Raw genomic sequence first — 20,323 nt, forward strand, 5'->3', positions numbered from 1 at the left:
CCGCGAGGCTCGACGCGCCGCTACTCCCCGGCCGCGCCCGAGGGTGACGCGCCCGCCCCCGCCGGCTGGTAGCACCGGCCCAGGGCCACCCGCTCGTCGTGCAGCTCGTGCGCCCGCTGGAGCAGCCCCATCAGATCCTCCTCGGCCCGCAGCCGCGCCCGGTACCTCTCCGGCAGGCTTTTGATCCGGTCCTCCTCCACCAGCAGCTTGTGGAAGATCTCGTCGCAGTAGGCCGGGTCGGTCTCGATGTCCAGGAACTCCGTCGCGTGCCGCCGCGCCGCCGCCACGTACGTCTGCGCCCTGCCCTTCGGGCTCAGCAGCGACACCACCACGGTGATCAGCAGGATGCTCACGATGATGGCCAGCGACAGTCCCGTCGAGATCTGGGCGGCGTGGATCGGCTCGCCGTCGTTGATGAACGGCACGTTGTTCTCGTGCATGGCGTGCAGGATCAGCTTCACGCCGATCAGCGCGAGGATCGCCGCGAGCCCGTAGGACAGGTACACCAGCCGGTCGAGCAGCCCGTCGATCAGGAAGTACAGCTGGCGCAGCCCCAGCAGCGAGAACGCGGTCGCCGTGAACACGATGTACACGTTCTGGGTGAGCCCGAAGATCGCCGGGATGCTGTCCAGCGCGAACAGGATGTCCGTCCCGCCGATCGCCACCATGACCAGCAGCATCGGGGTCAGCACCCGCTTGCCGTTCTGGTAGGTGAACAGCTTGTCCCCGTCGTACGCGTCGGAGGTCCGCAGCGCCCGCCGGGCCAGCCTGATGATGATGTTGTCGGGCGGCTCTTCCTCGTTGCCCTCCTGCTTGAGCAGGTTGCCCGCCGTGACCAGCAGGATCAGCCCGAAGATGTAGAACACCCAGGCGAACGAGTTGATCAGCGCGGCGCCCAGGAAGATGAACGCCGTCCGCGCCATCAGCGACACCGCGATGCCGACGAGCAGCACCTTCTGCTGGTCGGCACGGGGCACCTTGAAGCTGCCGAGCAGCAGCAGGAACACGAAGAGGTTGTCGACCGACAACGCCTCCTCGGTGACGTACCCCGCGAAGAACTCCGCCCCGGCCTGCCCACCCGCGAAGATCGTCACGCCCAGCCCGAACAGCAGCGCGATCGACACGTAGATCGCCGTCCACCGGGCCGCCTCGCCCAGGGTCGGGATGTGCGCCTTGCGCACGTGGAAGAAGAAGTCGAACAGCAGCAGACCGACAATCCCGAGTACGGTCAGCAGCCACACCCAGCCCGACACGGTCTGCATGGCCACATCCTAGGGATCGGTGACCGCCGCGCGCAGTTGTGCGCCGGTGAGGAAGAGGACACCCGTGAGGTTCGCCCCACGCAGGTCGGCCCCACGCAGATCCGCCCCCGTGAAGTCGGCCAGCCGCATATCCGCCTCCCGCAGATCCGCCCCGATCAGCAGCGCCCCGCGAAAGCTCGCCCCACGCAGGTCCGCCCCGCGCATCTTGCGCCCGATCAGGTTCGCCCCGCGATAGTCCTTCCGCGGCGTGCCCGCCCGCGCCGCCGCGCTGGCCTTCTGCAGCAGCGGGTTCACCTGGCGCCGCACCGCGTCCACGTCCAGCCCCCGCAGCTCGGCGGGCGTTCCGCCCGCAAGGTGGTCCAGCTGATCGAGCGACTCCCGCAGCTTTTCGTGTACGCGGTGCGCACGCTCGACCTTCAGCGCCTCGGTGACCAGCCACATCAGCTCGTGCAGTTGCCGCACCACCGGCAGCAGCCCCAACATCCCCGGCGCGCTACGCCAGTCCTCGGTCCCGCCGTAGGTCTCCTGCGTGATCCGCTGCCCGGCCCCGAAGCAGTCGAACACCACACACCCGCGAAAGCCCTTCGCCTCCAGCTCTTGGTGGATACCGCACCGAAACCCGCCACCCAAGTTAGGACAGGCCTTCCCCGCCGCTTTATCGATCGCAAAGTCAGACGATTTCGCGAACGCCGGCGCCACGCAGCAGAGCCCCACACAGCTCGCGCAGTCCGCTTCGAGTACCCGTTCGCCCACCCGACCAACTCTCTCAGACCCCTTGCTCCCCGTTGTCCGGGGTGGGCCCGCCGGGGCTCGCGATGCCGCAGCACCTCCTTGTGGCGAACTCCCAGGAATCTGCCAGAAAAGCCGCCGGAAACCTTCACCGCGTCCGCCCGCACGGCCGATTCATCAGTTGTCCGCGGCGGGCAGGGAAGCCCGCCGAAACAAGCGCAAGAGCCCGGCGGAGCCGGGTCTCAGCCACAGGCCGCCCGGTCGATGGCTACGGAAACAGGGGGAACGATCTTATGCGCAGCATGAGCATGCTCCAGCTCCTCGGCGGCGTAGCCGCCGCCGGCGTCGTCGCCGCAGGCACCACCGCCCTCACCGGCACCGGCGTCTCGTGGGGCGGCAACGGCACGGGTCAGGCCACCCAGTACGTCGGTGGCCGGCTGACTCAAACCGTCTCGGGCGGTGCGAGCATAACCGCCGTCGACTACGCCACCAACACCGTCGGTGACCAGGTCACCTCGATCTCTGTCTCAGTCACCGGTGCGACCGGTGGGTACCTGACCGTCACGCCTGCTGGCGGCGTGCTTTCCGGCGCGGACTTGTGGAGTTGCACGAGCGCTGGCATCCAAGCCACGGCCACCGACGCCACCGGGCCGAAGGTGAAGATCACAGCATCCCCGGCTACCGTTGTCTGCGCCACGTGGGACAGCAATACCAGCGGAAACGCCGGCTACTACAGCGGGCTCAACGCCGTCCAGCTGGACGTGACCAACAGCTAATCCGCTCCGCCCGACAACTCGGAATGCAACGCTAGCCAGAGAGCAGCGTGCATCCGGGGGAACCGATTCAGAGACGTTTTCGTACCTACATCGTGGCCGCCATCCTCGGGATGGCGGCCATCGGTGCTTGGGCCATCATGACTGAGCGGATCAGCTACGTTGCGACCCACGGCACCAGCATGAACCCCGTCTACTACGAGGGCGACCTGGTCTTTGTCGTGAAGGCCGATTCATACCGTGTAGGGGAAATTGTCGCCTACCATGGGGACGTTCCCGGGCAACGGATTCTGCATCGCATCATTGGCGGGGACGGCGCCGCGGGATTCGTCGTGAAGGGAGACAACAACGAGTCGATCGACCCGCTGACTCCCACCGACGACGAGATGATCGGTCGTGCTGTCCTACACGTTCCGCACGGGGGCATCTGGCTGAAGCCTCTCCTGGGCCCGAGCGGGCTGGGAATGCTCAGCTTTCTCGTCATCAGCGGGGAAACCAGGCCGCGGACGCGCCGCGACATCCCCCGTGGCCGGCGCAAGAAGAGGGTGAAGGCCATGTCGTCGCGCCAGGGAGGTTCTTGGGCAGTCGCCGTCGCCGTCCTGAAGGCGGTTGAACGTCTGCCGCCCGTGCTCCGCGTCGCCGCGGCGGTCGCCGCGGGGCTGACCTTGTGTGCGCTTGTCCTGGGAATCCTCGGGTGGATGAGGCCGACCATCGACAAGCAGGCCGGTGAATCAATCCCGGAGCAGTCCATTACCTTCTCTTACACCGCGAAGGTACCGAAGTCAGCCGGCTACGACGGCACCACGGTGACCGCGCCAGAACCAATCTTCCGCAAGCTCGCCAGCAGCGCGGTCCTGCGCACCCGATATCAGGGCCCGGCCGGCATGTTCACCCTCACAGCAGCGTTGACCAACGGAACCGGCTGGCACACCAACCAGACCTGGGTGCAGAAGAAGCCCTTCCCCGGCCCCACCTACGACTCGACAATCACCCTTGATTTCGCCGCCCTCGCGAAGCGAGCCGACGACGCGTCGCGCGCCATCGGCGCAGGGCCGAACGGCTCCGTGACGATCGCTTTGAGCGCGATGGTGGAGTCGAAAGGCCTAGCCACGTTGAGTGCGCCCTTGCAGATGGCCATCACTCCTTTCCAAATGTCTCTGGTTGAAGGCGCGAAGCTCGAGACCAAGGCTGGAGGCACCACACCTGACCTCCTCGTGCCACGCGAGATACGAATCTTTGGCGTATCCCTCATCACCGCGTCACAGGCGCGTTCCAACGCGATTCTTGCCCTGATCGGCGCGGTTGCGATCGCCGTCGTGGTTTTGCTGGCCGCACGCCGACGCATGCCGACGCGGACCCGGAGCGAGATCGAGGCTCGCTACCCGCAGTTGCTGGTGCCCGTCGAGCCGATGCCGAGTCCGCCCGGCAAGCCCGTCGTCAACGTCGACAACTTTCCGGCTCTGGTGAAGCTGGCGGAGAAGTACGGCCAGATGATTCTCACCTGGCGGCGGCCCGACGCCGACGACTTTGTGGTCCGGGATGAAGGGATCACCTACCGCTACCGGGTGCCGCTCGATGAGCCGACCCTGCAGAACGTTGAGCTGATCAGTCGGCCCAGCGCCGGGTCGCATCGGCGGAAGGCCTCGTCGCCCTCGCAAGTTTCTTGACCGTCCCGGCAGACTGTGGCGGTGACGCAGGCGCAGCGCAAGCAGCTCATCGAGATTGACAGCCGGCTCTCCGAGGAGGAACTCGGGGACCGTGCCCTCGTGCACGCCATGGTGCAGCTGGACTGGTACGGGTCGCAGATGCGCCGTACCCGTACGAAATATGTCTTGTCCGAAGCGGGAGCGCTCTTCCTGGCGGGGGCGGCCACGGTGCTCGCGGCTCTGAGCGCACCGGCCTGGATCACCGCAACCACCGCGGCGCTGGTCGCGTTTCTGGCCGGGCTGCGCCGGATCGTCTCCTGGCACGACGACTGGGTGGCGGCCGCCGAGGCACGGGCCAAGGCCGCGGCCGAGATCGCGCAGTACCGGCTGCGGGGAGCGGCGGAACGGACGCCGGAACGGCAGCGTGAGCTGGTCGCGGCTATCGACGCGCTAGTGCTCGACGAGACTCGCATGTGGGGGCGCCGGCGCCGGGAGAAGGTCCGGGCCGAACCCGCCGCCTGATTCCGCTCACGTGGGGGCCGCGATTGCCGATGATGCGGGCCCCGGCCCTCCGACCTTCAGGAACGGAACAACCATGCCCGCGTACGAGAACGGCCGGCCGGCGATCACGTCATCGCCGAGCCATTCGACGGGGCAGGCGGTCGTTCCGGCCGACGGGAAAGCCCTGGCCTACAACCGGAGGCAAGACCTGACTTTGGCGTACGGGCTCAAGCCGCCCCCGCCCGTCGAGGTCCCCGACAAGGTCAAGGTCGTCGCCCAAGTTCTCACACCGGAGCTCGCACCGCACCCGGCCAACCCCGATCCGCGGCCCGCCCCGGCTCCCGACCCCGCGCCGCAGCCGACCCCGGCCCCCAGACCGGCCCCGCGCCCGAGACCACCCGCGGAGGCGAAGCGCGCGGGGGGCCAAAAGGCGGAGGCCAACCGGGCGGCGGCCAACCGGGCGGACGTCAAGGCCCCGGAACCCGAGCCCACCCCGACGGCGCGGAACCGGCGGCCCGGCATCTGGGTCGCCGTGCTCGCGGCAACCTCGCTGGCCGCCGCCGGCGCGGGCGTATGGGCCGTCGACGCCGAGGCCAAGACCCGGACGTGCGACGTCGTAAAGGAGCTGACCGCGACGAGCGGCGGGCCGACCCCCGCCGACCTGGATCGGGCGCAATCGGCGCTGAACCACCGGATCGGCCGGCTGCTGTTCCACGCCGGTCTGACGGACGCCGCGCGCGGCCTGACCGCCGACATCACCTCGACAAAGAGCCTGCGGGCGAAGAGCCTCCGGGCGGATGCCGATGTCGCGCGGATGCTGGCCGTGGTCGCGTCGATCAACGACCACGGCCGGGCGGCACAGCGCGAATGCGGAATCCCGGAGCGCGACCTGTTCGAGGTGACGAGCGGCTGAGCGTCGCCCTACCGCAGGCCGGCGAGCAGCTCCAGGGTGTCGATCACGCGGTGCGAGAAGCCCCACTCGTTGTCGTACCAGGCGACCACCTTGACGTGCCGGCCGTCGACCCGGGTGAGGGCCGAGTCGAAGATGGACGACGCCGGGTTGCCGACGATGTCCGACGACACGAGCGCGTCCTCGGAATACTCGAGGATGCCCCGCAGCGGGCCGTCCGCCGCGACCCGGTACGCGGTCAGCACCTCGTCGCGGGTGACGTCGCGGCCAACCGTCGTGTTGAGCTCGACGATCGAGCCGACCGGCACCGGTACCCGGATCGAGTCGCCGGAGAGCTTCCCGTCCAGGCCGGGCAGCACTTTGCCGATCGCCTTGGCCGCGCCGGTCGTGGTGGGCACGATGTTGACGGCCGCGGCGCGAGCGCGCCGGGCGTCGCGGTGCGGGCCGTCCTGCAGGTTCTGCTCCTGCGTGTACGCGTGCACGGTGGTCATGAAGCCGTGCTCAATCCCGGCGAGCTGGTCGAGAACGGCGGCCAGCGGCGCGAGCGCGTTGGTCGTGCACGAGGCGTTGGAGATGATCGTGTGCTTGCCCGCGTCGTACGCGTCGGTGTTGACGCCGTAGGCGACCGTGACGTCCGCGCCGTCCGATGGCGCGCCCACGAGCACCTTCTTGGCGCCCGCGTCGAGGTGCGCGCGTGCCGCCTTGGCCGAGGTGAACTTGCCGGTCGCTTCCAGCACCACGTCCACCTCGAGCGCTGCCCACGGCAGGTTGGCCGGCTCGCGCTCGGCGAGCACCTTGATGCGCCGGCCGTCGACCACGATGGTGTCGCCGTCGACCGTGACCGGGCGGCCGAGCCGGCCCGCGGTGGAGTCGAAGGCCAGCAGCCGCGCCAGAGCGGCGGGCTCGGTGAGATCGTTGACCGCGACGACGTCGAGTTTGCTGTCGCGTTCGAGCAGCGCTCGCAGCACGTTGCGCCCGATGCGACCGAATCCGTTGATGGCGATGCGAGTCATGCGTCCAGCCTCGCCCGGAGGGCCGCGCGGAGCCAGCGGCGCCCGCGCCACGGTTCGCAAGGATCTAGCCACCGCTGGCGAAGGTCCGCCGGTACTGGCTCGGCGTCGTGCCCAGCACCCGCTGGAAGTGCAGCCGCAGGTTGGTCCCGGTGCCGAGGCCGACGTCCGCGGCGATCTGCTCGACACTACGCTCGGAAAGCTCCAGCAGCTCGCGGGCCAGGTCGATGCGGGCCCGCAGCACCCACTGCATCGGCGTGTATCCGGTGTCCTCGCGGAAACGCCGCGAGAACGTGCGCGGCGACACCGCGGCGTGCCGGGCCAGCGCGTCCAGGGTGAGGTGCTTGCCGAGGCGGTGCAGGGCCCACTCCCGGGTGGCGGCGAACCGCTCGCCGAGCGGCTCGGGAACGCTGCGCGGGACGTACTGCGCCTGGCCGCCGCTGCGGTAGGGCGCCGCGACCAGGCGCCGGGCCGCGTGGTTGGACGCGGCCACCCCGAGGTCGCCGCGCAGGATGTGCAGGCACAGGTCGATGCCGGACGCCGCGCCGGCCGACGTGAGCACGCTGCCCTCGTCGACGAAGAGCACGTTCTCGTCGACTTTGATCTCGGGGTGTTTCGCGACCAGCGCCCGGGTGTAGTGCCAGTGCGTGGTGGCCCGCTTGCCGTCCAGCAGGCCGGTGGCGGCCAGCGCGAACGCGCCGGTGGAGATCGCGGCGAGCCGGGCGCCGCGGGCGTGCTCGCGCAGCAGCGCGCCGACCACCGCCGGCGGCGGATCCTCCCGGTCGGGGAAGCGGTACCCCGGGATGAACACGATGTCGGCCCAGCTCAGCGCGTCGAGCCCGTCCGCCACGTGGTACGAGAGCCCGTCACCGCCGGTGACCAGCCCGGGCGCCGGACCGCACACCCGCACCTCGTACGGCATGCTCGCCCGGGTCGTGAAGACCTGCGCCGGAATGCCGACGTCGAGCGGTTTCGCCCCCTCGAGCACGAGCACGGCGACTCGGTGCAGGCGGTCGGCGGGCTCGGCGGGCACGGACCCCAGGGTAGGACGTGGCGCGTCACGATGGCGCGATGCGGCCCCATACACCGACCGCAGGCCAGGCAATAATGGCCCGCCATGGACCTGGACGAGTACCAGCGCGGCGCGCTCCGCACCGCCGCTCCGCGCGAGAAGAAGAACGAGCTGCTCCACCTGGTCCTCGGACTCGCCGGCGAGTCCGGTGAGGTCGCCGAGAAGTTCAAGAAGTGGATCCGCGACCTGGACAGCGACGAGTCACGGATCGACCGGGCCGACATCGCGAAGGAGCTCGGCGACGTGCTGTGGTATGTCGCGGTGCTCGCCGACTACCTCGACCTGTCGCTGGACGACATCGCGACGGCCAACCTGGCCAAGCTGGCCGGCCGCCAAGAGCGCGGCGTGCTCAGCGGCAGCGGCGACAACCGCTGACTCGTCGCGGCTCCCGCCGGCCGGGCCCGATGGGGGAAAACCCCCGGGCGGAGTCGGATGGTTCCCGGCTTCTGGCCGCCGCCCGCGCTGCCTAGCGTCGATCGTGTGATTGAGCTACGTGAGCTGACCAAACGTTACGGCGACCAGCTCGCCGTGGACGCGCTGAGCGTCCAGGTCCGGCCGGGGGTGGTCACCGGCTTCCTCGGCCCGAACGGATCCGGCAAGTCGACGACGATGCGAATGATCCTCGGCCTGGATGCCCCCGACCGCGGCGAGGCTCTGATCGACGGCGTCCGATACCGGGACCTGCGCCGGCCCTTGACGGTGGTGGGCGCTCTCCTCGACGCGGGGGCGTTCCACCCCGGCCGCAGCGGCCGGGCGCATCTGGCCGCCCTGGCCGCGAGCAACGGCATCCCCGGTTCCCGGGTCGAGCAGGTGCTGCGCATCGTCGGTCTGTCCGAGGCGGCGGCGCGGCGGGCCGGCACGTACTCGCTCGGGATGCGGCAACGGCTGGGCGTCGCGGTGGCGCTGCTCGGCGATCCGGGCGTGCTCCTGCTCGACGAGCCGGTCAACGGGCTCGACCCGGAGGGTATCCGGTGGATCCGCGAGCTGCTGCGCGGGCTCGCCGCCGAAGGGCGGACCGTTTTCGTCTCCAGCCATCTCATCGCCGAGATGGCGCTTACCGCCGACCGGCTGGTCGTCATCGGCCGCGGCCGGCTGCTGGCCGAGACGACCGTCGCCGAGCTGGCCGCCGGCGCCGAAAGCCTGGAGGACGCCTTCTTCCGGCTCACCTCTGAGGTCACCGACTATCGCGGAGTGGGAGCGTCATGAGAAACGTCGTCCGGATGGAGTTGATCAAGCTGCGCAGCGTGCGGTCGACGTGGTGGCTGGCAATCGCCGCGGTGCTCTCGATGGCCGCCGTCGGGGCCGGGGTGGGCCTCGGGTACCGATCGCACACCCCGGTCGCCACCGCCGCCCAGATCCTGGACAACAGCCTCGGCGGCGCCATCGTGGCCCAGCTGCTCCTCGGAGCGCTCGGCGTCCTGACGGTGACCGGCGAATACGGCATGGGGATGATCCGCTCGACGTTCGCCGCCGTCCCCCGCCGCGGAATCGTCCTGGCCGCGAAGGTCGCGGTGTGCGGCGGCGCGGCCCTCGCCGTTGGCCTGGCCGCGAGCTTCGCCGGCTACCTGGGCGGGCAGCTCGCGATCCGCGGCACCGCCATCCCGGCCGCCTCGCTCGGCGACCCGGCGATCCTGCGCGCGGTCGTGCTGACCGGCGCGTATCTGGGTGCCACCACCCTGATCGGGGTCGGCATCGGGGCGATCGTGCGGCATTCGGGCGGCGCCATCGGCACGCTGTTCGGCCTGATGTTCGTACCGATGATCGTGGCCGGCCTGTTCGGCGAGAGCGGCATCGCGGTCGGCCGTTTCGTCCCGCTGCTCATGCTGCTCAACTCGGTCGCGGTGACCTCGCCCGTACCCGGATTGTTCGCCGGCTGGATCTGTGTGCTGCTGATGTGCGGGTACGCCGCGGTCGCGGTCCTCTGCGGCGGCGTGCTCCTTCGCCGCCGGGACGCGTGAGCGGCGGGTGACCGGCGACAATGGGCTGATGACCGCGCTGCGCGCCCCGTTCACCACCCTGGCCCTGCGCCAGGCGGTGTTCTGCGTCGCCGGCGTGGTCAGCGCGGTCGCGATCCTGGCCGTGCCGGCGGTCGTGCCGGCCGCGGGCGCCCTCATCCTCTGGGCGACCGGCGCCATGTCCCAGCAGCCCGCACCGGCCGTCGCGCCGGTGTTCCTGGTCCTGTTCCCGCTCACCATCGCGCTGCTCGTCGTCCTGGCGGCCCCGCTCGGGCGCGCGATGGGCGCCGCCCATCGCCACCTCGCCGCCCGGCTGCTCGACGCGCACGTGGACCCGCCGCCGGCACGGCGCTCGAAGTGGGTCGCCGACGGACCGGGCTGGCGCGCCATCGGGTACGGCCTGCTCAAGGTGCCGCTGGCGATCCCCGAGGGCTACGGCGCGTTCTGCTACGTGTTCGGCGTGGCCAACCTCAGCTACCCGGTGTGGTGGCCGCTGTTTCGCAACCACCCGCCCGGCACCACCCTCGGGCCGGTGTGGGCGCTGACCCCGTTCGGCACCATCGGGACGCGGACGTTCGCGGGAACGTTCGGCATCGCGGCGGCGGGCCTGGCGATGCTGCTGGTCGCGCCGTGGTTGATGCGGGCCGGCATCGCGGCGGATCTCGCCGCGATGCGTCGGCTGCTGGGTCCCCGACGGCTCGCCGAACGCGTACGGGAGCTCCAGGTCAGCCGGGCCCAGGCGATCGACGACGCGGCCGCGATGATGCGCCGGCTGGAGCGCGACCTGCACGACGGCGCCCAGATCCGGCTGGCCACGCTGGCGATGAACCTCGGCATGGCGGCCGAGAAGCTCGGCGCCGACGGCCCGCCGCCCGACCTCGCCCAGGCCCGCGAGCTGGTCGCGCTGGCCCACCGCGGGGCGAAGGACGCCCTCGCCGACCTGCGCGACCTAGTCCGCGGCATCCACCCCCCGGTGCTCGACAACGGTCTCGGCGACGCGCTGGCGACGCTCGCGACGAGCAGCGCCATCCCGGTCGCGGTGCACGTCGAGCTGCCCGGCCGCCCGGCGCCCGCGATCGAGACCATCGCCTACTTCTGCGCTGCCGAGCTGCTGGCCAATGCGGCCAAGCACAGCCGGGCCGGCCGGATCGGGCTGAGCGTCGTCCGGTCCGGCGACCGGCTGACGCTGACCGTCGAGGACGATGGCGCCGGCGGGGCGAACCCGGACGGACCCGGGCTGTCCGGCCTGGCCCGCCGGATCGCGGTCGTGGACGGCCGGATGCGCGTGCACAGCCCGGCCGGCGGCCCGACCCGGGTCGAGATCGAGCTGCCCACGTACGTGTGAATGGACGCGTACGTGTGAAGGGAGGCGAGGGCATGCGGGTGGTGATCGCGGAGGACGCCGCGATGATGCGTGAGGGGCTGGTCCGGCTGCTCACCGACCGCGGTTTCGAGGTGTGCGCCGCGGTGGCCGACGCGGACGCGCTGCGGTCCGCGGTCGCCGAGGTCGTGCCGGACGTGGCCGTCATCGACATCCGGATGCCACCGACCCACACCGACGAGGGGCTGCGCGCCGCGATCGAGCTCCGGCGCGACCACCCCGGGATGGGTGTGCTGGTGTTCTCCCAGTACGTCGAGACCCGCTACGCCACCCGCCTGCTGGCCGACCGGCCGGCCGGCGTCGGCTACCTGCTCAAGGACCGCGTCGCCGACGTCGCCGACTTCGTCGACGCGCTGACCCGGGTGGCATCCGGCGGCACCGCCCTGGATCCCGAGGTGGTGGGCCACCTGATGCGCGCCGGGCCGGACACGGCCGGGCTGGCGTCGCTGACTCCCCGGGAGCGCGAGGTGCTCGCGCTGATGGCCGAGGGCCGGTCCAACGCCGGCATCGCGGCGGCCCTGGTCATCACCCCCGGCGTGGTGGAGAAGCACGTGGCGAACATCTTCGCCAAGCTCGGCCTGCCGTCCTCGGACAACGACAACCGCCGCGTCCTCGCGGTCCTGCGCCACGTAAGCGGCTGACATCGCCCCCACGTGGCGGGATGCGGGCGCAGCCCGGATCGCGGTCCGGGCTGCTCGATCCGGCCGTCAGAGGTCGCTGGTCTCCGGTACGCGATTGATCTCGATGACACCCGACTCCCCGCGGGAGACCTCGGCCATCTCGTCGGTGTGCCGGAACTGGCCCGCCTTGCGCAACGGCAAGGTGCTGCGGATCAGATCCGCCGGCACGTGACTGTACTTGGCGAACACGCCGTACGGACGGTTCGCCTTGAGCCCGGCACACACCACAAGGGACAGTGTGCCGTCGCTCTCCTGTTCCACGGCGACAATGCCGCGATCGGTCATCGGCATGGTGCAATCTCCTCACTGTTCATGATGGACGATCCGCCGGCACCGGGGCGAACGGCGACAGCGCCGTCGAGCCGCCCCGGAACATCACCCGTCGCCAGTCGCCGGCGTAGCAGAAGACACCGCAGGCGGTTCGCACCCCCAGGCGCCGCGGCAGCCGGGCCGCCAGGACGTGCCGGGTGACCTCGCCCATGGCGTACACACTCTCGATATCCGGCCACATCGACACGCTGAACATCACTTTGCGCCGCCAATCCACCATCAGCCGGCTCCCGATCAGGGCATCCGTCTGACGCCGGACGGCGCGCTTGATCCGTACGTGCAGGACAAGCAACGTCAAGAGGTTGACGAGCCCGCCACACTCGAACCTTGTCACCACGACCTGGCCACCCGTCGGATCCAGGTCGAACAACGGCTCTACGGGGCGAGCGCCTGCGCGACGGTCACCGCCGTCACCGCCACGATCACCACCGCCGAGCCTCGCCGTATGTGCTTCAGCCACTTCCTGCTCCAATTCGGGCTGGTGCGGTCATCGGCGCCCGCGGTGAGCGACATCGCCGCGACGACCAGCGTCGCCACGACCGACACGCCGATCAGCGCCACGGCCGCCAGCGAGGGCTCGAGCAGCACCAGGGCCGCCAGCGCCACCCACACCATCGAGGTGGTCTTCTGCGTCGTGAACAGCAGACCCAGGTCGAAGCCCCAGGTCAGGCCGAGCGACCCCGACGGCAGCTTGTTCACCAGTTGCTGTGGCACCTGACGCCACACGTGCGGCGTGCGTTGGGTGAAGTCCGCCACGGCGAGCAGCACACACACCGCGACGAGCAGGGTCAGCCGCACCCCGGTCGGCAACGGCTGAACCAGCCGGCCGAGCAGATAGACGGGTACGGCGAGAACGGCGCCACCAGCGGCGCCGCCGATCGCCAGGCCGACCAGAAAGCGGACGCCCCGGACGCGTGTCCTGGTGTTGCGCAACAACGGACCGGCGACCCCGGTCATGGACACGCCTCAAGGGCTGAACGCCTGCAGAATGGCTCCCAGTAGCCCGACGATCACCCAGGGGGTCATGAACAGCTGCCGGCCGATCCGTTCGCCCGACTGACCCCGTAGATGTAGTGCTCACAGCACTGGCACGTCTTGCTGCCGTCCCGGCACGTCCAGTTGTAGTAGTAGGTGTAGGACCCGCTGGTGTACTTGCACTCCGAGAGGGACATGTTGGGCGGGTTGTGCACCAGGGTGCAGCAGTGCCAGTTCGCCGCGTACGACGGTGAGCTGCGTCCGAAAACGGCGACGGCCGCCGCCAGCCCGCCGGCGCCGACTCCCGAGAGCAGCCGCCGCCGGCCGACCGCTCTGGGCTTGCGCGCGGCCGCGTCTTCCTTGTCGCTCATGCCTTGACCTCCTGACGTTTCGGTTCAGGCTGGGCAAATATGCTTTCCGCCAGCGCGTTCAGGGCATTGACGTCCCCGAACACGTGTGCCGCCACCAGGCGACCGTCGGCAAAGAACAGACCCACCGGGCTGGAATGGACATCCAGCTCCGTACGGACCCATTCGCCGGCCTCGTCGATGAAGTGCGGGTAGCGTTCCAGCGACTGCTCCTCGATAAAATTCCTCCCCACTTCTCCGGCACTGCAGGACACCGCGAGGGCGAACGGCCGAGCCGGGCTCGGCCCACCCTCCAGCACGAGTTGCCGTGCGACCTCCTGGCAGGATCCACACGACGGGCTCAGCACCAGCAGGAGACCCTGCGGCGCGTTGCCGACCGCCGACAATTCCGGCGGCCACCGGGACGGCTGAGCACCGAGCCGCGCCTCCTCGAGCGGCCGCGTCCCGGTCCAGCGTCCGTTCTCCTCGGGTTCACCGACCCGCGAGGCCAGCTCGCCGAACATGGCGAACAAGAGCACGACGGCCCCGGCCAGCACGAGCAGCGCCACCCCAAAAGCGATCTCCATCAGCTGTCTCCCATTCGCACCAGGGCCGCCTTGCGCCGCAACAGCTGCAGCGCGACGCCACGATTCATCCAGACGCAGAGCAGGAGCAGGAACAGCGCGGTCAGCACCGGCCCGAGCCGGAAGGATCCGCCGACCACAGTGGCCGTGGCGCTGAAGACTCCAAAGGCTGCCAGGACGAGCCCCACGACGACGTTCAGCAGGCCCAGCGATCGCGGAGCGCCGGCACCCAAACACCCGCACGGCGCCTCGCTGCGCCGAAGCATCCCGGCGACGCCCAGCACCGCGAAAGCCACGCCGAGCACGGCGGCCGCGATCGCACCGGGCACGCGCACGGCCGGCGCGAGGAGCGCCAGCCCGACGGATATCTCGACGGCGGCGACGACCCGGACATGGCGGTCGCGGAGGGCGCCGAAATAGCGCGGCGCCAACTCCGCCAGAGCGCGGCGCAGTGGTGCCGGAACGGCCATCTTGTAGAGGCCCGCCTGCAGGAGAACCGCCGCGGCAACGGAATTGAGCACGATTAAGACGGACCCGGCCAGTTCCATACTCCCCCGCAGCTGTCGTGGCCCATGTCGAGTAAATTTCTCGACCGCGTCTGCGCAGGAGTCTATGTCCATCCAATTGCGACGGTCAATGGGCGAGACACGCCCGCCACCAATAAGACTTCGCGATCATCGGTCCGCGCCGGCCGCGCAATTGATCAATTCCGCAGAGATCATTCTCAATGCGGCGAAGGTCAGCCGGAAAGCAGCAGTGGGGCGTGTGCCGGGCTGTGCGCTCATGAAGGCCCGCCCCGACCACGCGATGCGCAGCCGAAGGCAAGCAAGCCCCCCAGAGGACCCAACCGCACCACCCACCCACCCACCGCAACCGCTCGCACCGTGGGGGGTTCGGGGGGCTCGGCCCCCCGGCAGACATGCGAAGAGGCCCCCGGTCCGCGCTTTCCGCGGACAGAGGGCCCCTAGGACTCGTAGCGGGGACAGGATTTGAACCTGCGACCTCTGGGTTATGAGCCCAGCGAGCTACCGAGCTGCTCCACCCCGCGTCGGCAGACAAAGCCTACCGCGCGGGGCCTCAGTCATGCCAAGCGGGCCCGCCGCACCCGCCCCACCAGCGGAACCACGTTCAACAGCAGCCCGGCGACCGCGACCCCGGTAACGAGGTTCAACCCCGGGTGGAAGGAGCCGAAGTCGGTGGCCTCCCCCGCGCCCGCCGACACCAGCGCGGTGACCACGGCCAGGACCAGTGCGGTCCCGACCTGGCCGGACGACTGCACCAGCCCGGAGGCCAGGCCCTGCTCGTTGTCGGCGATGCCGTCGGTGGCCTGGGCCATGATCGAGCTGAAGCCGAAGCCGAAGCCGCCGCCCAGCAGGATCATCGTGGGCAGCACGGTGAACAGATAGTGCGGCTCGGTGCCGGCGGTGGCCAGGAACCAGAGGTAGCCGAGGCTGAGCGAGACCATCGCGGTCACGATCAGCGGCCCGGTGCCGTAGCGGTCGATGAGCCGGCCGACGAACGGCGAGCCGAAGGCCACGATCAGGCCGGCCGGCAGCAGCGCGAACGCCATCCGCAGCGGCGGCCAGCCCAGGACGTCCTGCAGGTAGATGGTCATCATGAACTGGAAGCTCACGTACGAGCCCATCAGCGCGATCATGCTGGCGTTGGCCCGGACGATCGAGCCGGCGCGCAGGATGCCGAGGCGGACGAGCGGGTGCCGCACCCGGTTCTCGGTGAGCACGAAGCCGGCCAGCAGCGCCACCGCGAGCACGAACATCCCGACGGTCAGCGGGTCGAGCCAGCCGCGGGTGGGCGCCGAGACGACCGTGTAGACCGCCAGCAGCATGCCGGAGATGAGGGTCGCCGCGCCCAGGAGGTCATGTCCGCCGTGTGCGGCCGGCTTGTCGCGGGCGATCAGATAGAAGGCGCCGACCAGGGCGGCGATGGCGAGCGGGACCGGCACCAGGAAGTTCCACCGCCAGCCCAGGCTGGTCAGGACGCCGCCGAGGATGAGGCCGGAGGAGTAGCCGCTGGCCCCGAAGACCGTGAAGATCGACAGCGCCCGGTTGCGGGCCGGCCCCTCGGGGAACGTCGTGGTGAGGATCGACATGGCGGTCGGCGCGGTGAACGCGGCGGCGAGGCCCTTGACGAACCGGGTGGCGATGAGCAGGCCGCCGTCGTCGACGAGGCCGCCGACCAGGGACGCCACGGTGAAGACGGCGAGCGCGATCAGGAAGACCCGGCGCCGGCCGAGCAGGTCGGCGGTGCGGCCGCCGAGCAGCAGCAGGCCGCCGTAGCCGAGCACGTAGCCGTTGACGATCCACTGCAGCGAGGTGGTGGACAGGCCCAGTTCGGAGCCGATGGAGGGCAGGGCCACGCCGACCATGGAGACGTCGAGGCCGTCCAGGAAGAGGACGGCGCAGAGGACCGCGAGCACTCCCCAGAGCCGAGGTGTCCAGCGGAGCGCGACCGGCTCCGCGACGGCAGGCATGGGTTCCGTGATAGTCACGGCGGCGACGCTATATGCGTACGCATAGAATGACAACGCATTAGAGTCGAGCGCAACAAATGCTGGTGCAACGAAAGGCGGGCGAGGGTAGGATGCGCCGCATGGAGGCCGAAACCGAGCTCGTCGACCGGTGGCGGTCGCTGCTCTCCAGCTACAACGCCGTCGCCGCGCAGCTCGAGCGCGCCCTGCAGGAGGCGCACGGCCTCACCCTGAGCGACTTCGAGACGCTCGATCGTCTCACCACCAGAGACTGTGACAAGCGACGCATGCAAGATCTCGCCGCGGCCATGTACCTGAGCCAGAGCGCCCTCTCGCGCACCGTCGCGCGCCTGGAAAAGAGCGGTCTCGTCGAGCGCACCCACTGCGTGGACGACCGGCGCGGCGTCTTCGTCGAGCTCACCGCGACCGGCTTCGAGCGCCACGCCGAGGCCCGCAAAACCCAGCTGGCCGTCTTGAGCCGGCACCTGACGCCCACCGGCTGAGGGACACACGGCCCAACGGCAAAAACCCATTTATCCGTACGCGTCAGGTTCCAGCACCGCCCGACGACGCGGCCTTGGCGTGTTGTCACGCCAAGTGCCGCGACCGCCGGGCTGACCCGTCGTGGATTTCCTCAGCCGGCCACCGGGCGGCTGACATCGCTGCGGTCTCGGCCGCTCAGCTCCCGGTCCAGCGTCTCCTGCGCCTCTCGCATCGCGCGGGCGTACGGCTCCTCACTCAGCCGTCGCATGCCCATCTCGGCCGGGACGTCCTCGACGACCGCGCTGATCCACCAGATGTTGCCGAACGGGTCACGCACCCGGCCGCCCCGCTGACCGAAGGCGTGGGTGGCCGACGCGGTCACCACCCGAGCCCCCGCCGAGATCGCGCGCTCGATCGCCGCGTCGGCATCGGTGACGAATACCCGGAGCAATGACGGCATGGCCGGCCAGTCCGGCCGCCGGTCGAAGGCGAGCAGGATCGTGTCGCCCACCCGGATCTCGGCATGGCCGATGGTGCCGTCCGCCAGCGGCACCCGGCCCAGCTCGACCCCCTCGAACACCGCGGTGACGAAGTCCAGCAGCTTCCCGGTGTCGGGCGTGACGATCCACGGCGCGACGGTGGTGTATCCGGCGGGTGCGGTGCTGTTCATGCGAATCTCCTCGTTCCGAAGCGGCATGCGCCGAAGGTAGATCGCATTCAGGCCAGTTCCTGTCCGCATCGCCGGGCCGGGCCGCCGGAGACGGCCCGGCCCGGTTCGCTCAGCCGAGGACGGTTCGCTCAGCCGAGGACGGCGTGCAGCGGGATGTAGCGGCCGATCAGCTGGTCGCCGGCCGCGTTGGGGTGGTAGCAGTCGGTGCGGAGGTCGGCGATCATCACCGTCGGGTCGGCGGGGTCGCGCAGCACCGCGTCGAAGTCGAGGACATCGTCGAAGACGCTCGACGTGCGGATCCACCGATTGACCTCGAGGCGGGTGTTCTCCTTGGCGCTGCCGGCCTCGTTGCACATCGGCAGGATCGTGGACGCCACGATCCGCGCGCCGCGGGCGTGCACCCGCGCCGCGATCGAGCGCATCGCGCCGATCACCTGGGCCGCCGACGCCGGGGGCGCGTAGTCGCCGCCGCCGATGTCGTTGGTGCCCTCCAGCAGCAGCACCGTGCGCAGGCCGGGCACCGAGAACACGTCCCGGTCGAGGCGCTGCGGCGCGGGTGGGCCGCAGCACTGGTTGGTCGGGTCGTACGGGTTGGGCTGCACGCTGACGGTGTTGCCGGAGATGCCGGCGTTGGCCACCGCGAGGCGCGATTCGGCGGGCAGCGCGTCCAGCCGCTCGGCGAGCACGTCGGTCCACCGCTGGCCCGGAGGCCCGTACGCGTTGTAGCCGTCGGTGATCGAATCGCCCAGCGTGACCAAGGTCCCCCGGGCAGCCGGTCGATCGGCGGTGACCAGGTCCAGCCACCACGTCTGGCCCGGGTGGTAGCCGGTCGCGGTGCTGCTGGTGTCGCCGGGAATGACCGGGTAGCCGGGGAACGCGTCATCGGACACCGCCGACGCCGTGTTGCCGCCCGTGCCGATGTAGGACGCCGGCGGGTCGTACGCGAATGGCGGGAATGTGTGGTCGTTGACCGGGCTGCCCGGCGCGTAGACGCTGACCGCCACGTCCTGCTGCGCGGCCACGGTCATCGACACCGCGTCGCTGACCACCTCCCGCCCCGGCGGGATCGTGACCGAACGCGCGCCACGGAAGGTGACGCGCTTGTTTGACCCCGGCATCAACCGGGCCGAGCCCGGCGCCACCGGCCGGCCCGCCCACGCTTCCTTGATGACGACCGGCGACGATCCGAACGGGTTGCCGAAGCGCAGCCGGATCCCCGAGCCGGAGACCGACACCCGGGCGATCTGCCGCACGGTCGCATCCGGCGCGACGCCGTGCACCCCCTCGAGGGATGCCGACCAGATGCCCGCGGGGCGGACGGCCGGCGGCGACCCGCCCGCGTTGGCGGACGGACCGGCGTAGCCGAACAGCGCGACGACGCACAGGCCGAGGATCAGGCCAACGATTGACCGGCGACGAAAATTGCGCACAGTGATCACCTCCATCTTCCCCGTCATATTGACACACGTCATTGCGTGTCGACAGGGCCCCGCCGGGCCGTCTCAGCCCTGACCGGTACGGATGGTCCGCGAGAATCGGGGCGCATAGAAGTTGCCCAGACAGGCCGCCGCGCTCTGGCAGACCTTCCGATCGAACGGCGCGTACGCCAGGAAGTACCGGAGCTTCGCGTCCCGCGCGTCGTCCGCCAGGTTCGCCGGCGCGTTCTCCACCGGATAGCCCATGAACGCGGTGATTCCGTGCGGCCACCGATAGTTGCGCTGCGCCGCCAGCGTGAAGTAGCCCGCGGTGTGGTGGTCGGCATGGTCGCCGTCGCCGTACCGCCCCTCGTAGTCGAGCGTCCGGATCTCGTCGGGCCGATACCGGTTCATCAACTCCGTCAATGTGCTGGTCAGCGCCGACCTGGTGTACCGGTCGCCGTCGTCCACGGTCCGCAGATTGATCAGGTCACCGCGCCACAGCTTCCGGAGCCCGTCCGCCGGCCGGCCCGGGGAGGTGCTGGCATCCGGCAGCCGCAGGAACACCAGCGACACGCGTTCCTGGCCCAGCGTGAACCGCGCCGCCGACCGTCCGCCGACGACCAGCCTGTCCTCGCGCCACCACTTCGAGGACCCGGCCATCGCCGCGTACGCCTGCCGCGCCCCCTTTTCCCGCCCGAGCCAGTAGCTTCGCCCGCGCCCGGCGTCGCCCGCCGTCAGGAAGACGGTCACCACGCACCGCCCGGCCGCGAGATCGTCGCTGACCACCGGATTGATGAACAACAGGTCGTCGTCCTGATGCGCTACCACGTTCATGCTGCGCCCGTCGCACCGCTCGGCGGCCGGCGCACCGAACGCCCGCGCTCCGGCGGACATCAACGACGTGCTCGCCGGGCGAGCGACCATCTGACCCATGCCCGGGTCATTCACCCCAGCAGCGGAGGCGCCGGCCCCGCCGAGGACAGCACCCGAGGCGGCCAGCCCACCCGCCATCACCGCGGCCAGCACCCGCCGCACCCGCTCGAAGCCCATCGATCCCGCCATCCGATGCCCCTGGTTCACGCCGCTTTGGCACCGCCCCTTTCGACCGC

Annotated in this window: 24 protein-coding genes and 1 tRNA gene; 10 read left to right on the forward strand and 15 right to left on the reverse strand. The window is 70.4% G+C overall.

The window, feature by feature from the left end:
• Nucleotides 1-20 precede the first annotated feature (20 nt).
• Nucleotides 21-1,262, reverse strand: a complete 1,242-nt coding sequence (locus ACFQS1_RS16030; protein WP_378968674.1) for a TerC family protein — start codon at nt 1,260-1,262, stop codon at nt 21-23.
• 9 nt (nt 1,263-1,271) lie between these two features.
• Nucleotides 1,272-2,015 carry a pentapeptide repeat-containing protein gene (locus ACFQS1_RS16035; protein ID WP_378968676.1) on the reverse strand — a complete coding sequence of 248 codons (744 nt, stop codon included), beginning with the start codon at nt 2,013-2,015 and terminating at the stop codon, nt 1,272-1,274.
• Between the two features lie 278 nt (nt 2,016-2,293).
• Here ACFQS1_RS16035 and ACFQS1_RS16040 point away from each other — a divergent pair, with 278 nt between their 5' ends.
• The 4 genes from ACFQS1_RS16040 (at nt 2,294) to ACFQS1_RS16055 (ending at nt 5,824) form a co-directional block, all read left to right on the forward strand.
• Entirely contained in the window at nt 2,294-2,767 is a 474-nt protein-coding gene (locus ACFQS1_RS16040; protein ID WP_378968678.1) for a hypothetical protein, read from the forward strand.
• A gap of 92 nt (nt 2,768-2,859) precedes the next feature.
• Nucleotides 2,860-4,431, forward strand: a complete 1,572-nt coding sequence (locus tag ACFQS1_RS16045; protein WP_378968680.1) for a signal peptidase I — start codon at nt 2,860-2,862, stop codon at nt 4,429-4,431.
• A 21-nt stretch (nt 4,432-4,452) separates the two neighbouring features.
• The gene (locus tag ACFQS1_RS16050; protein WP_378968682.1) at nt 4,453-4,932 is read left to right on the forward strand and encodes an SLATT domain-containing protein; all 480 of its coding nucleotides are present in this window, start codon (nt 4,453-4,455) and stop codon (nt 4,930-4,932) included.
• 73 nt (nt 4,933-5,005) lie between these two features.
• Nucleotides 5,006-5,824, forward strand: a complete 819-nt coding sequence (locus ACFQS1_RS16055) for a hypothetical protein (protein WP_378968685.1) — start codon at nt 5,006-5,008, stop codon at nt 5,822-5,824.
• Between the two features lie 8 nt (nt 5,825-5,832).
• Here ACFQS1_RS16055 and gap read toward each other — a convergent pair whose 3' ends face one another.
• Together gap and ACFQS1_RS16065 are read right to left on the reverse strand one after the other, a co-directional pair.
• Nucleotides 5,833-6,834: a type I glyceraldehyde-3-phosphate dehydrogenase gene (gene gap, locus ACFQS1_RS16060; RefSeq protein WP_378968687.1), complete on the reverse strand. Its 1,002-nt coding sequence runs from the start codon at nt 6,832-6,834 to the stop codon at nt 5,833-5,835.
• A gap of 64 nt (nt 6,835-6,898) precedes the next feature.
• Nucleotides 6,899-7,864 (reverse strand): GlxA family transcriptional regulator, encoded by a 966-nt coding sequence (locus tag ACFQS1_RS16065; protein ID WP_378968690.1) that lies wholly within the window; start codon nt 7,862-7,864, stop codon nt 6,899-6,901.
• Nucleotides 7,865-7,948: 84 nt separating this feature from the next.
• Here ACFQS1_RS16065 and ACFQS1_RS16070 point away from each other — a divergent pair, with 84 nt between their 5' ends.
• From ACFQS1_RS16070 to ACFQS1_RS16090, 5 genes are all read left to right on the forward strand, one after another.
• Nucleotides 7,949-8,278 carry a nucleoside triphosphate pyrophosphohydrolase family protein gene (locus tag ACFQS1_RS16070; protein ID WP_378968692.1) on the forward strand — a complete coding sequence of 110 codons (330 nt, stop codon included), beginning with the start codon at nt 7,949-7,951 and terminating at the stop codon, nt 8,276-8,278.
• Nucleotides 8,279-8,383: 105 nt separating this feature from the next.
• A complete protein-coding gene (locus tag ACFQS1_RS16075) occupies nt 8,384-9,109 on the forward strand; it encodes an ABC transporter ATP-binding protein (RefSeq protein WP_378968694.1) in 726 nt (241 codons plus the stop codon).
• On the forward strand, nt 9,106-9,861 hold the full coding sequence (locus ACFQS1_RS16080; RefSeq protein WP_378968696.1) for an ABC transporter permease: 756 nt from the start codon (nt 9,106-9,108) through the stop codon (nt 9,859-9,861). Before ACFQS1_RS16075 ends, ACFQS1_RS16080 begins: the two co-directional genes overlap by 4 nt.
• A gap of 28 nt (nt 9,862-9,889) precedes the next feature.
• Entirely contained in the window at nt 9,890-11,203 is a 1,314-nt protein-coding gene (locus tag ACFQS1_RS16085; protein ID WP_378968698.1) for a sensor histidine kinase, read from the forward strand.
• A 32-nt stretch (nt 11,204-11,235) separates the two neighbouring features.
• Nucleotides 11,236-11,880, forward strand: a complete 645-nt coding sequence (locus ACFQS1_RS16090) for a LuxR C-terminal-related transcriptional regulator (RefSeq protein WP_378968700.1) — start codon at nt 11,236-11,238, stop codon at nt 11,878-11,880.
• Between the two features lie 66 nt (nt 11,881-11,946).
• On the opposite strand, the gene ACFQS1_RS16095 is transcribed toward ACFQS1_RS16090, so the two are convergent.
• The 8 genes from ACFQS1_RS16095 to ACFQS1_RS16130 all read right to left on the reverse strand — a co-directional run bounded on the left by ACFQS1_RS16095 (nt 11,947) and on the right by ACFQS1_RS16130 (nt 16,646).
• Nucleotides 11,947-12,210, reverse strand: a complete 264-nt coding sequence (locus tag ACFQS1_RS16095) for a hypothetical protein (RefSeq protein WP_378968702.1) — start codon at nt 12,208-12,210, stop codon at nt 11,947-11,949.
• Between the two features lie 19 nt (nt 12,211-12,229).
• Nucleotides 12,230-12,547 (reverse strand): hypothetical protein, encoded by a 318-nt coding sequence (locus ACFQS1_RS16100; protein WP_378968705.1) that lies wholly within the window; start codon nt 12,545-12,547, stop codon nt 12,230-12,232.
• 77 nt (nt 12,548-12,624) lie between these two features.
• Nucleotides 12,625-13,206: a hypothetical protein gene (locus ACFQS1_RS16105; RefSeq protein WP_378968707.1), complete on the reverse strand. Its 582-nt coding sequence runs from the start codon at nt 13,204-13,206 to the stop codon at nt 12,625-12,627.
• Nucleotides 13,207-13,271: 65 nt separating this feature from the next.
• The gene (locus ACFQS1_RS16110; RefSeq protein ID WP_378968710.1) at nt 13,272-13,595 is read right to left on the reverse strand and encodes a hypothetical protein; all 324 of its coding nucleotides are present in this window, start codon (nt 13,593-13,595) and stop codon (nt 13,272-13,274) included.
• Complete coding sequence (locus ACFQS1_RS16115) at nt 13,592-14,158, reverse strand: hypothetical protein (protein WP_378968712.1); 567 nt, start codon at nt 14,156-14,158, stop codon at nt 13,592-13,594. The genes ACFQS1_RS16110 and ACFQS1_RS16115 overlap by 4 nt, the downstream gene beginning before the upstream one ends.
• Nucleotides 14,158-14,703: a MauE/DoxX family redox-associated membrane protein gene (locus tag ACFQS1_RS16120; protein ID WP_378968714.1), complete on the reverse strand. Its 546-nt coding sequence runs from the start codon at nt 14,701-14,703 to the stop codon at nt 14,158-14,160. The genes ACFQS1_RS16115 and ACFQS1_RS16120 overlap by 1 nt, the downstream gene beginning before the upstream one ends.
• A gap of 426 nt (nt 14,704-15,129) precedes the next feature.
• Nucleotides 15,130-15,203 (reverse strand) — tRNA-Met (locus tag ACFQS1_RS16125).
• 33 nt (nt 15,204-15,236) lie between these two features.
• Entirely contained in the window at nt 15,237-16,646 is a 1,410-nt protein-coding gene (locus ACFQS1_RS16130) for an MFS transporter (protein ID WP_378968716.1), read from the reverse strand.
• Between the two features lie 119 nt (nt 16,647-16,765).
• On the opposite strand from ACFQS1_RS16130, the gene ACFQS1_RS16135 reads away from it, so the two are divergent.
• The gene (locus tag ACFQS1_RS16135) at nt 16,766-17,146 is read left to right on the forward strand and encodes a MarR family winged helix-turn-helix transcriptional regulator (protein WP_378968717.1); all 381 of its coding nucleotides are present in this window, start codon (nt 16,766-16,768) and stop codon (nt 17,144-17,146) included.
• A gap of 131 nt (nt 17,147-17,277) precedes the next feature.
• Here the strand turns inward: ACFQS1_RS16135 and ACFQS1_RS16140 are convergent, their stop codons facing one another.
• The 3 genes from ACFQS1_RS16140 to ACFQS1_RS16150 all read right to left on the reverse strand — a co-directional run bounded on the left by ACFQS1_RS16140 (nt 17,278) and on the right by ACFQS1_RS16150 (nt 20,276).
• Nucleotides 17,278-17,823: a VOC family protein gene (locus tag ACFQS1_RS16140; RefSeq protein WP_378968718.1), complete on the reverse strand. Its 546-nt coding sequence runs from the start codon at nt 17,821-17,823 to the stop codon at nt 17,278-17,280.
• A 101-nt stretch (nt 17,824-17,924) separates the two neighbouring features.
• Nucleotides 17,925-19,241: a GDSL-type esterase/lipase family protein gene (locus ACFQS1_RS16145; RefSeq protein ID WP_378968719.1), complete on the reverse strand. Its 1,317-nt coding sequence runs from the start codon at nt 19,239-19,241 to the stop codon at nt 17,925-17,927.
• A gap of 57 nt (nt 19,242-19,298) precedes the next feature.
• Nucleotides 19,299-20,276, reverse strand: a complete 978-nt coding sequence (locus ACFQS1_RS16150; RefSeq protein ID WP_378968721.1) for a PIG-L family deacetylase — start codon at nt 20,274-20,276, stop codon at nt 19,299-19,301.
• Nucleotides 20,277-20,323 lie beyond the last annotated feature (47 nt).

Source organism: Paractinoplanes rhizophilus, assembly GCF_042664765.1.
GTDB classification, from domain to species: Bacteria; Actinomycetota; Actinomycetes; order Mycobacteriales; family Micromonosporaceae; genus Actinoplanes; species Actinoplanes rhizophilus.

Coding starts and splice junctions, on each gene's coding strand:
- ACFQS1_RS16110 (WP_378968710.1), bottom strand. CDS start 13,595: ATGAGCGACAAGGAAGACGCGGCCGCGCGCAAGCCCAGAGCGGTCGGC.
- ACFQS1_RS16150 (WP_378968721.1), bottom strand. CDS start 20,276: ATGGCGGGATCGATGGGCTTCGAGCGGGTGCGGCGGGTGCTGGCCGCG.
- ACFQS1_RS16080 (WP_378968696.1), top strand. CDS start 9,106: ATGAGAAACGTCGTCCGGATGGAGTTGATCAAGCTGCGCAGCGTGCGG.
- ACFQS1_RS16105 (WP_378968707.1), bottom strand. CDS start 13,206: ATGACCGGGGTCGCCGGTCCGTTGTTGCGCAACACCAGGACACGCGTC.
- ACFQS1_RS16085 (WP_378968698.1), top strand. CDS start 9,890: ATGACCGCGCTGCGCGCCCCGTTCACCACCCTGGCCCTGCGCCAGGCG.
- ACFQS1_RS16140 (WP_378968718.1), bottom strand. CDS start 17,823: ATGCCGCTTCGGAACGAGGAGATTCGCATGAACAGCACCGCACCCGCC.
- ACFQS1_RS16030 (WP_378968674.1), bottom strand. CDS start 1,262: ATGCAGACCGTGTCGGGCTGGGTGTGGCTGCTGACCGTACTCGGGATT.
- ACFQS1_RS16145 (WP_378968719.1), bottom strand. CDS start 19,241: ATGGAGGTGATCACTGTGCGCAATTTTCGTCGCCGGTCAATCGTTGGC.
- ACFQS1_RS16055 (WP_378968685.1), top strand. CDS start 5,006: ATGCCCGCGTACGAGAACGGCCGGCCGGCGATCACGTCATCGCCGAGC.
- ACFQS1_RS16130 (WP_378968716.1), bottom strand. CDS start 16,646: ATGCCTGCCGTCGCGGAGCCGGTCGCGCTCCGCTGGACACCTCGGCTC.
- ACFQS1_RS16135 (WP_378968717.1), top strand. CDS start 16,766: ATGGAGGCCGAAACCGAGCTCGTCGACCGGTGGCGGTCGCTGCTCTCC.
- gap (WP_378968687.1), bottom strand. CDS start 6,834: ATGACTCGCATCGCCATCAACGGATTCGGTCGCATCGGGCGCAACGTG.
- ACFQS1_RS16115 (WP_378968712.1), bottom strand. CDS start 14,158: ATGGAGATCGCTTTTGGGGTGGCGCTGCTCGTGCTGGCCGGGGCCGTC.
- ACFQS1_RS16095 (WP_378968702.1), bottom strand. CDS start 12,210: ATGCCGATGACCGATCGCGGCATTGTCGCCGTGGAACAGGAGAGCGAC.
- ACFQS1_RS16120 (WP_378968714.1), bottom strand. CDS start 14,703: ATGGAACTGGCCGGGTCCGTCTTAATCGTGCTCAATTCCGTTGCCGCG.
- ACFQS1_RS16070 (WP_378968692.1), top strand. CDS start 7,949: ATGGACCTGGACGAGTACCAGCGCGGCGCGCTCCGCACCGCCGCTCCG.
- ACFQS1_RS16040 (WP_378968678.1), top strand. CDS start 2,294: ATGAGCATGCTCCAGCTCCTCGGCGGCGTAGCCGCCGCCGGCGTCGTC.
- ACFQS1_RS16090 (WP_378968700.1), top strand. CDS start 11,236: ATGCGGGTGGTGATCGCGGAGGACGCCGCGATGATGCGTGAGGGGCTG.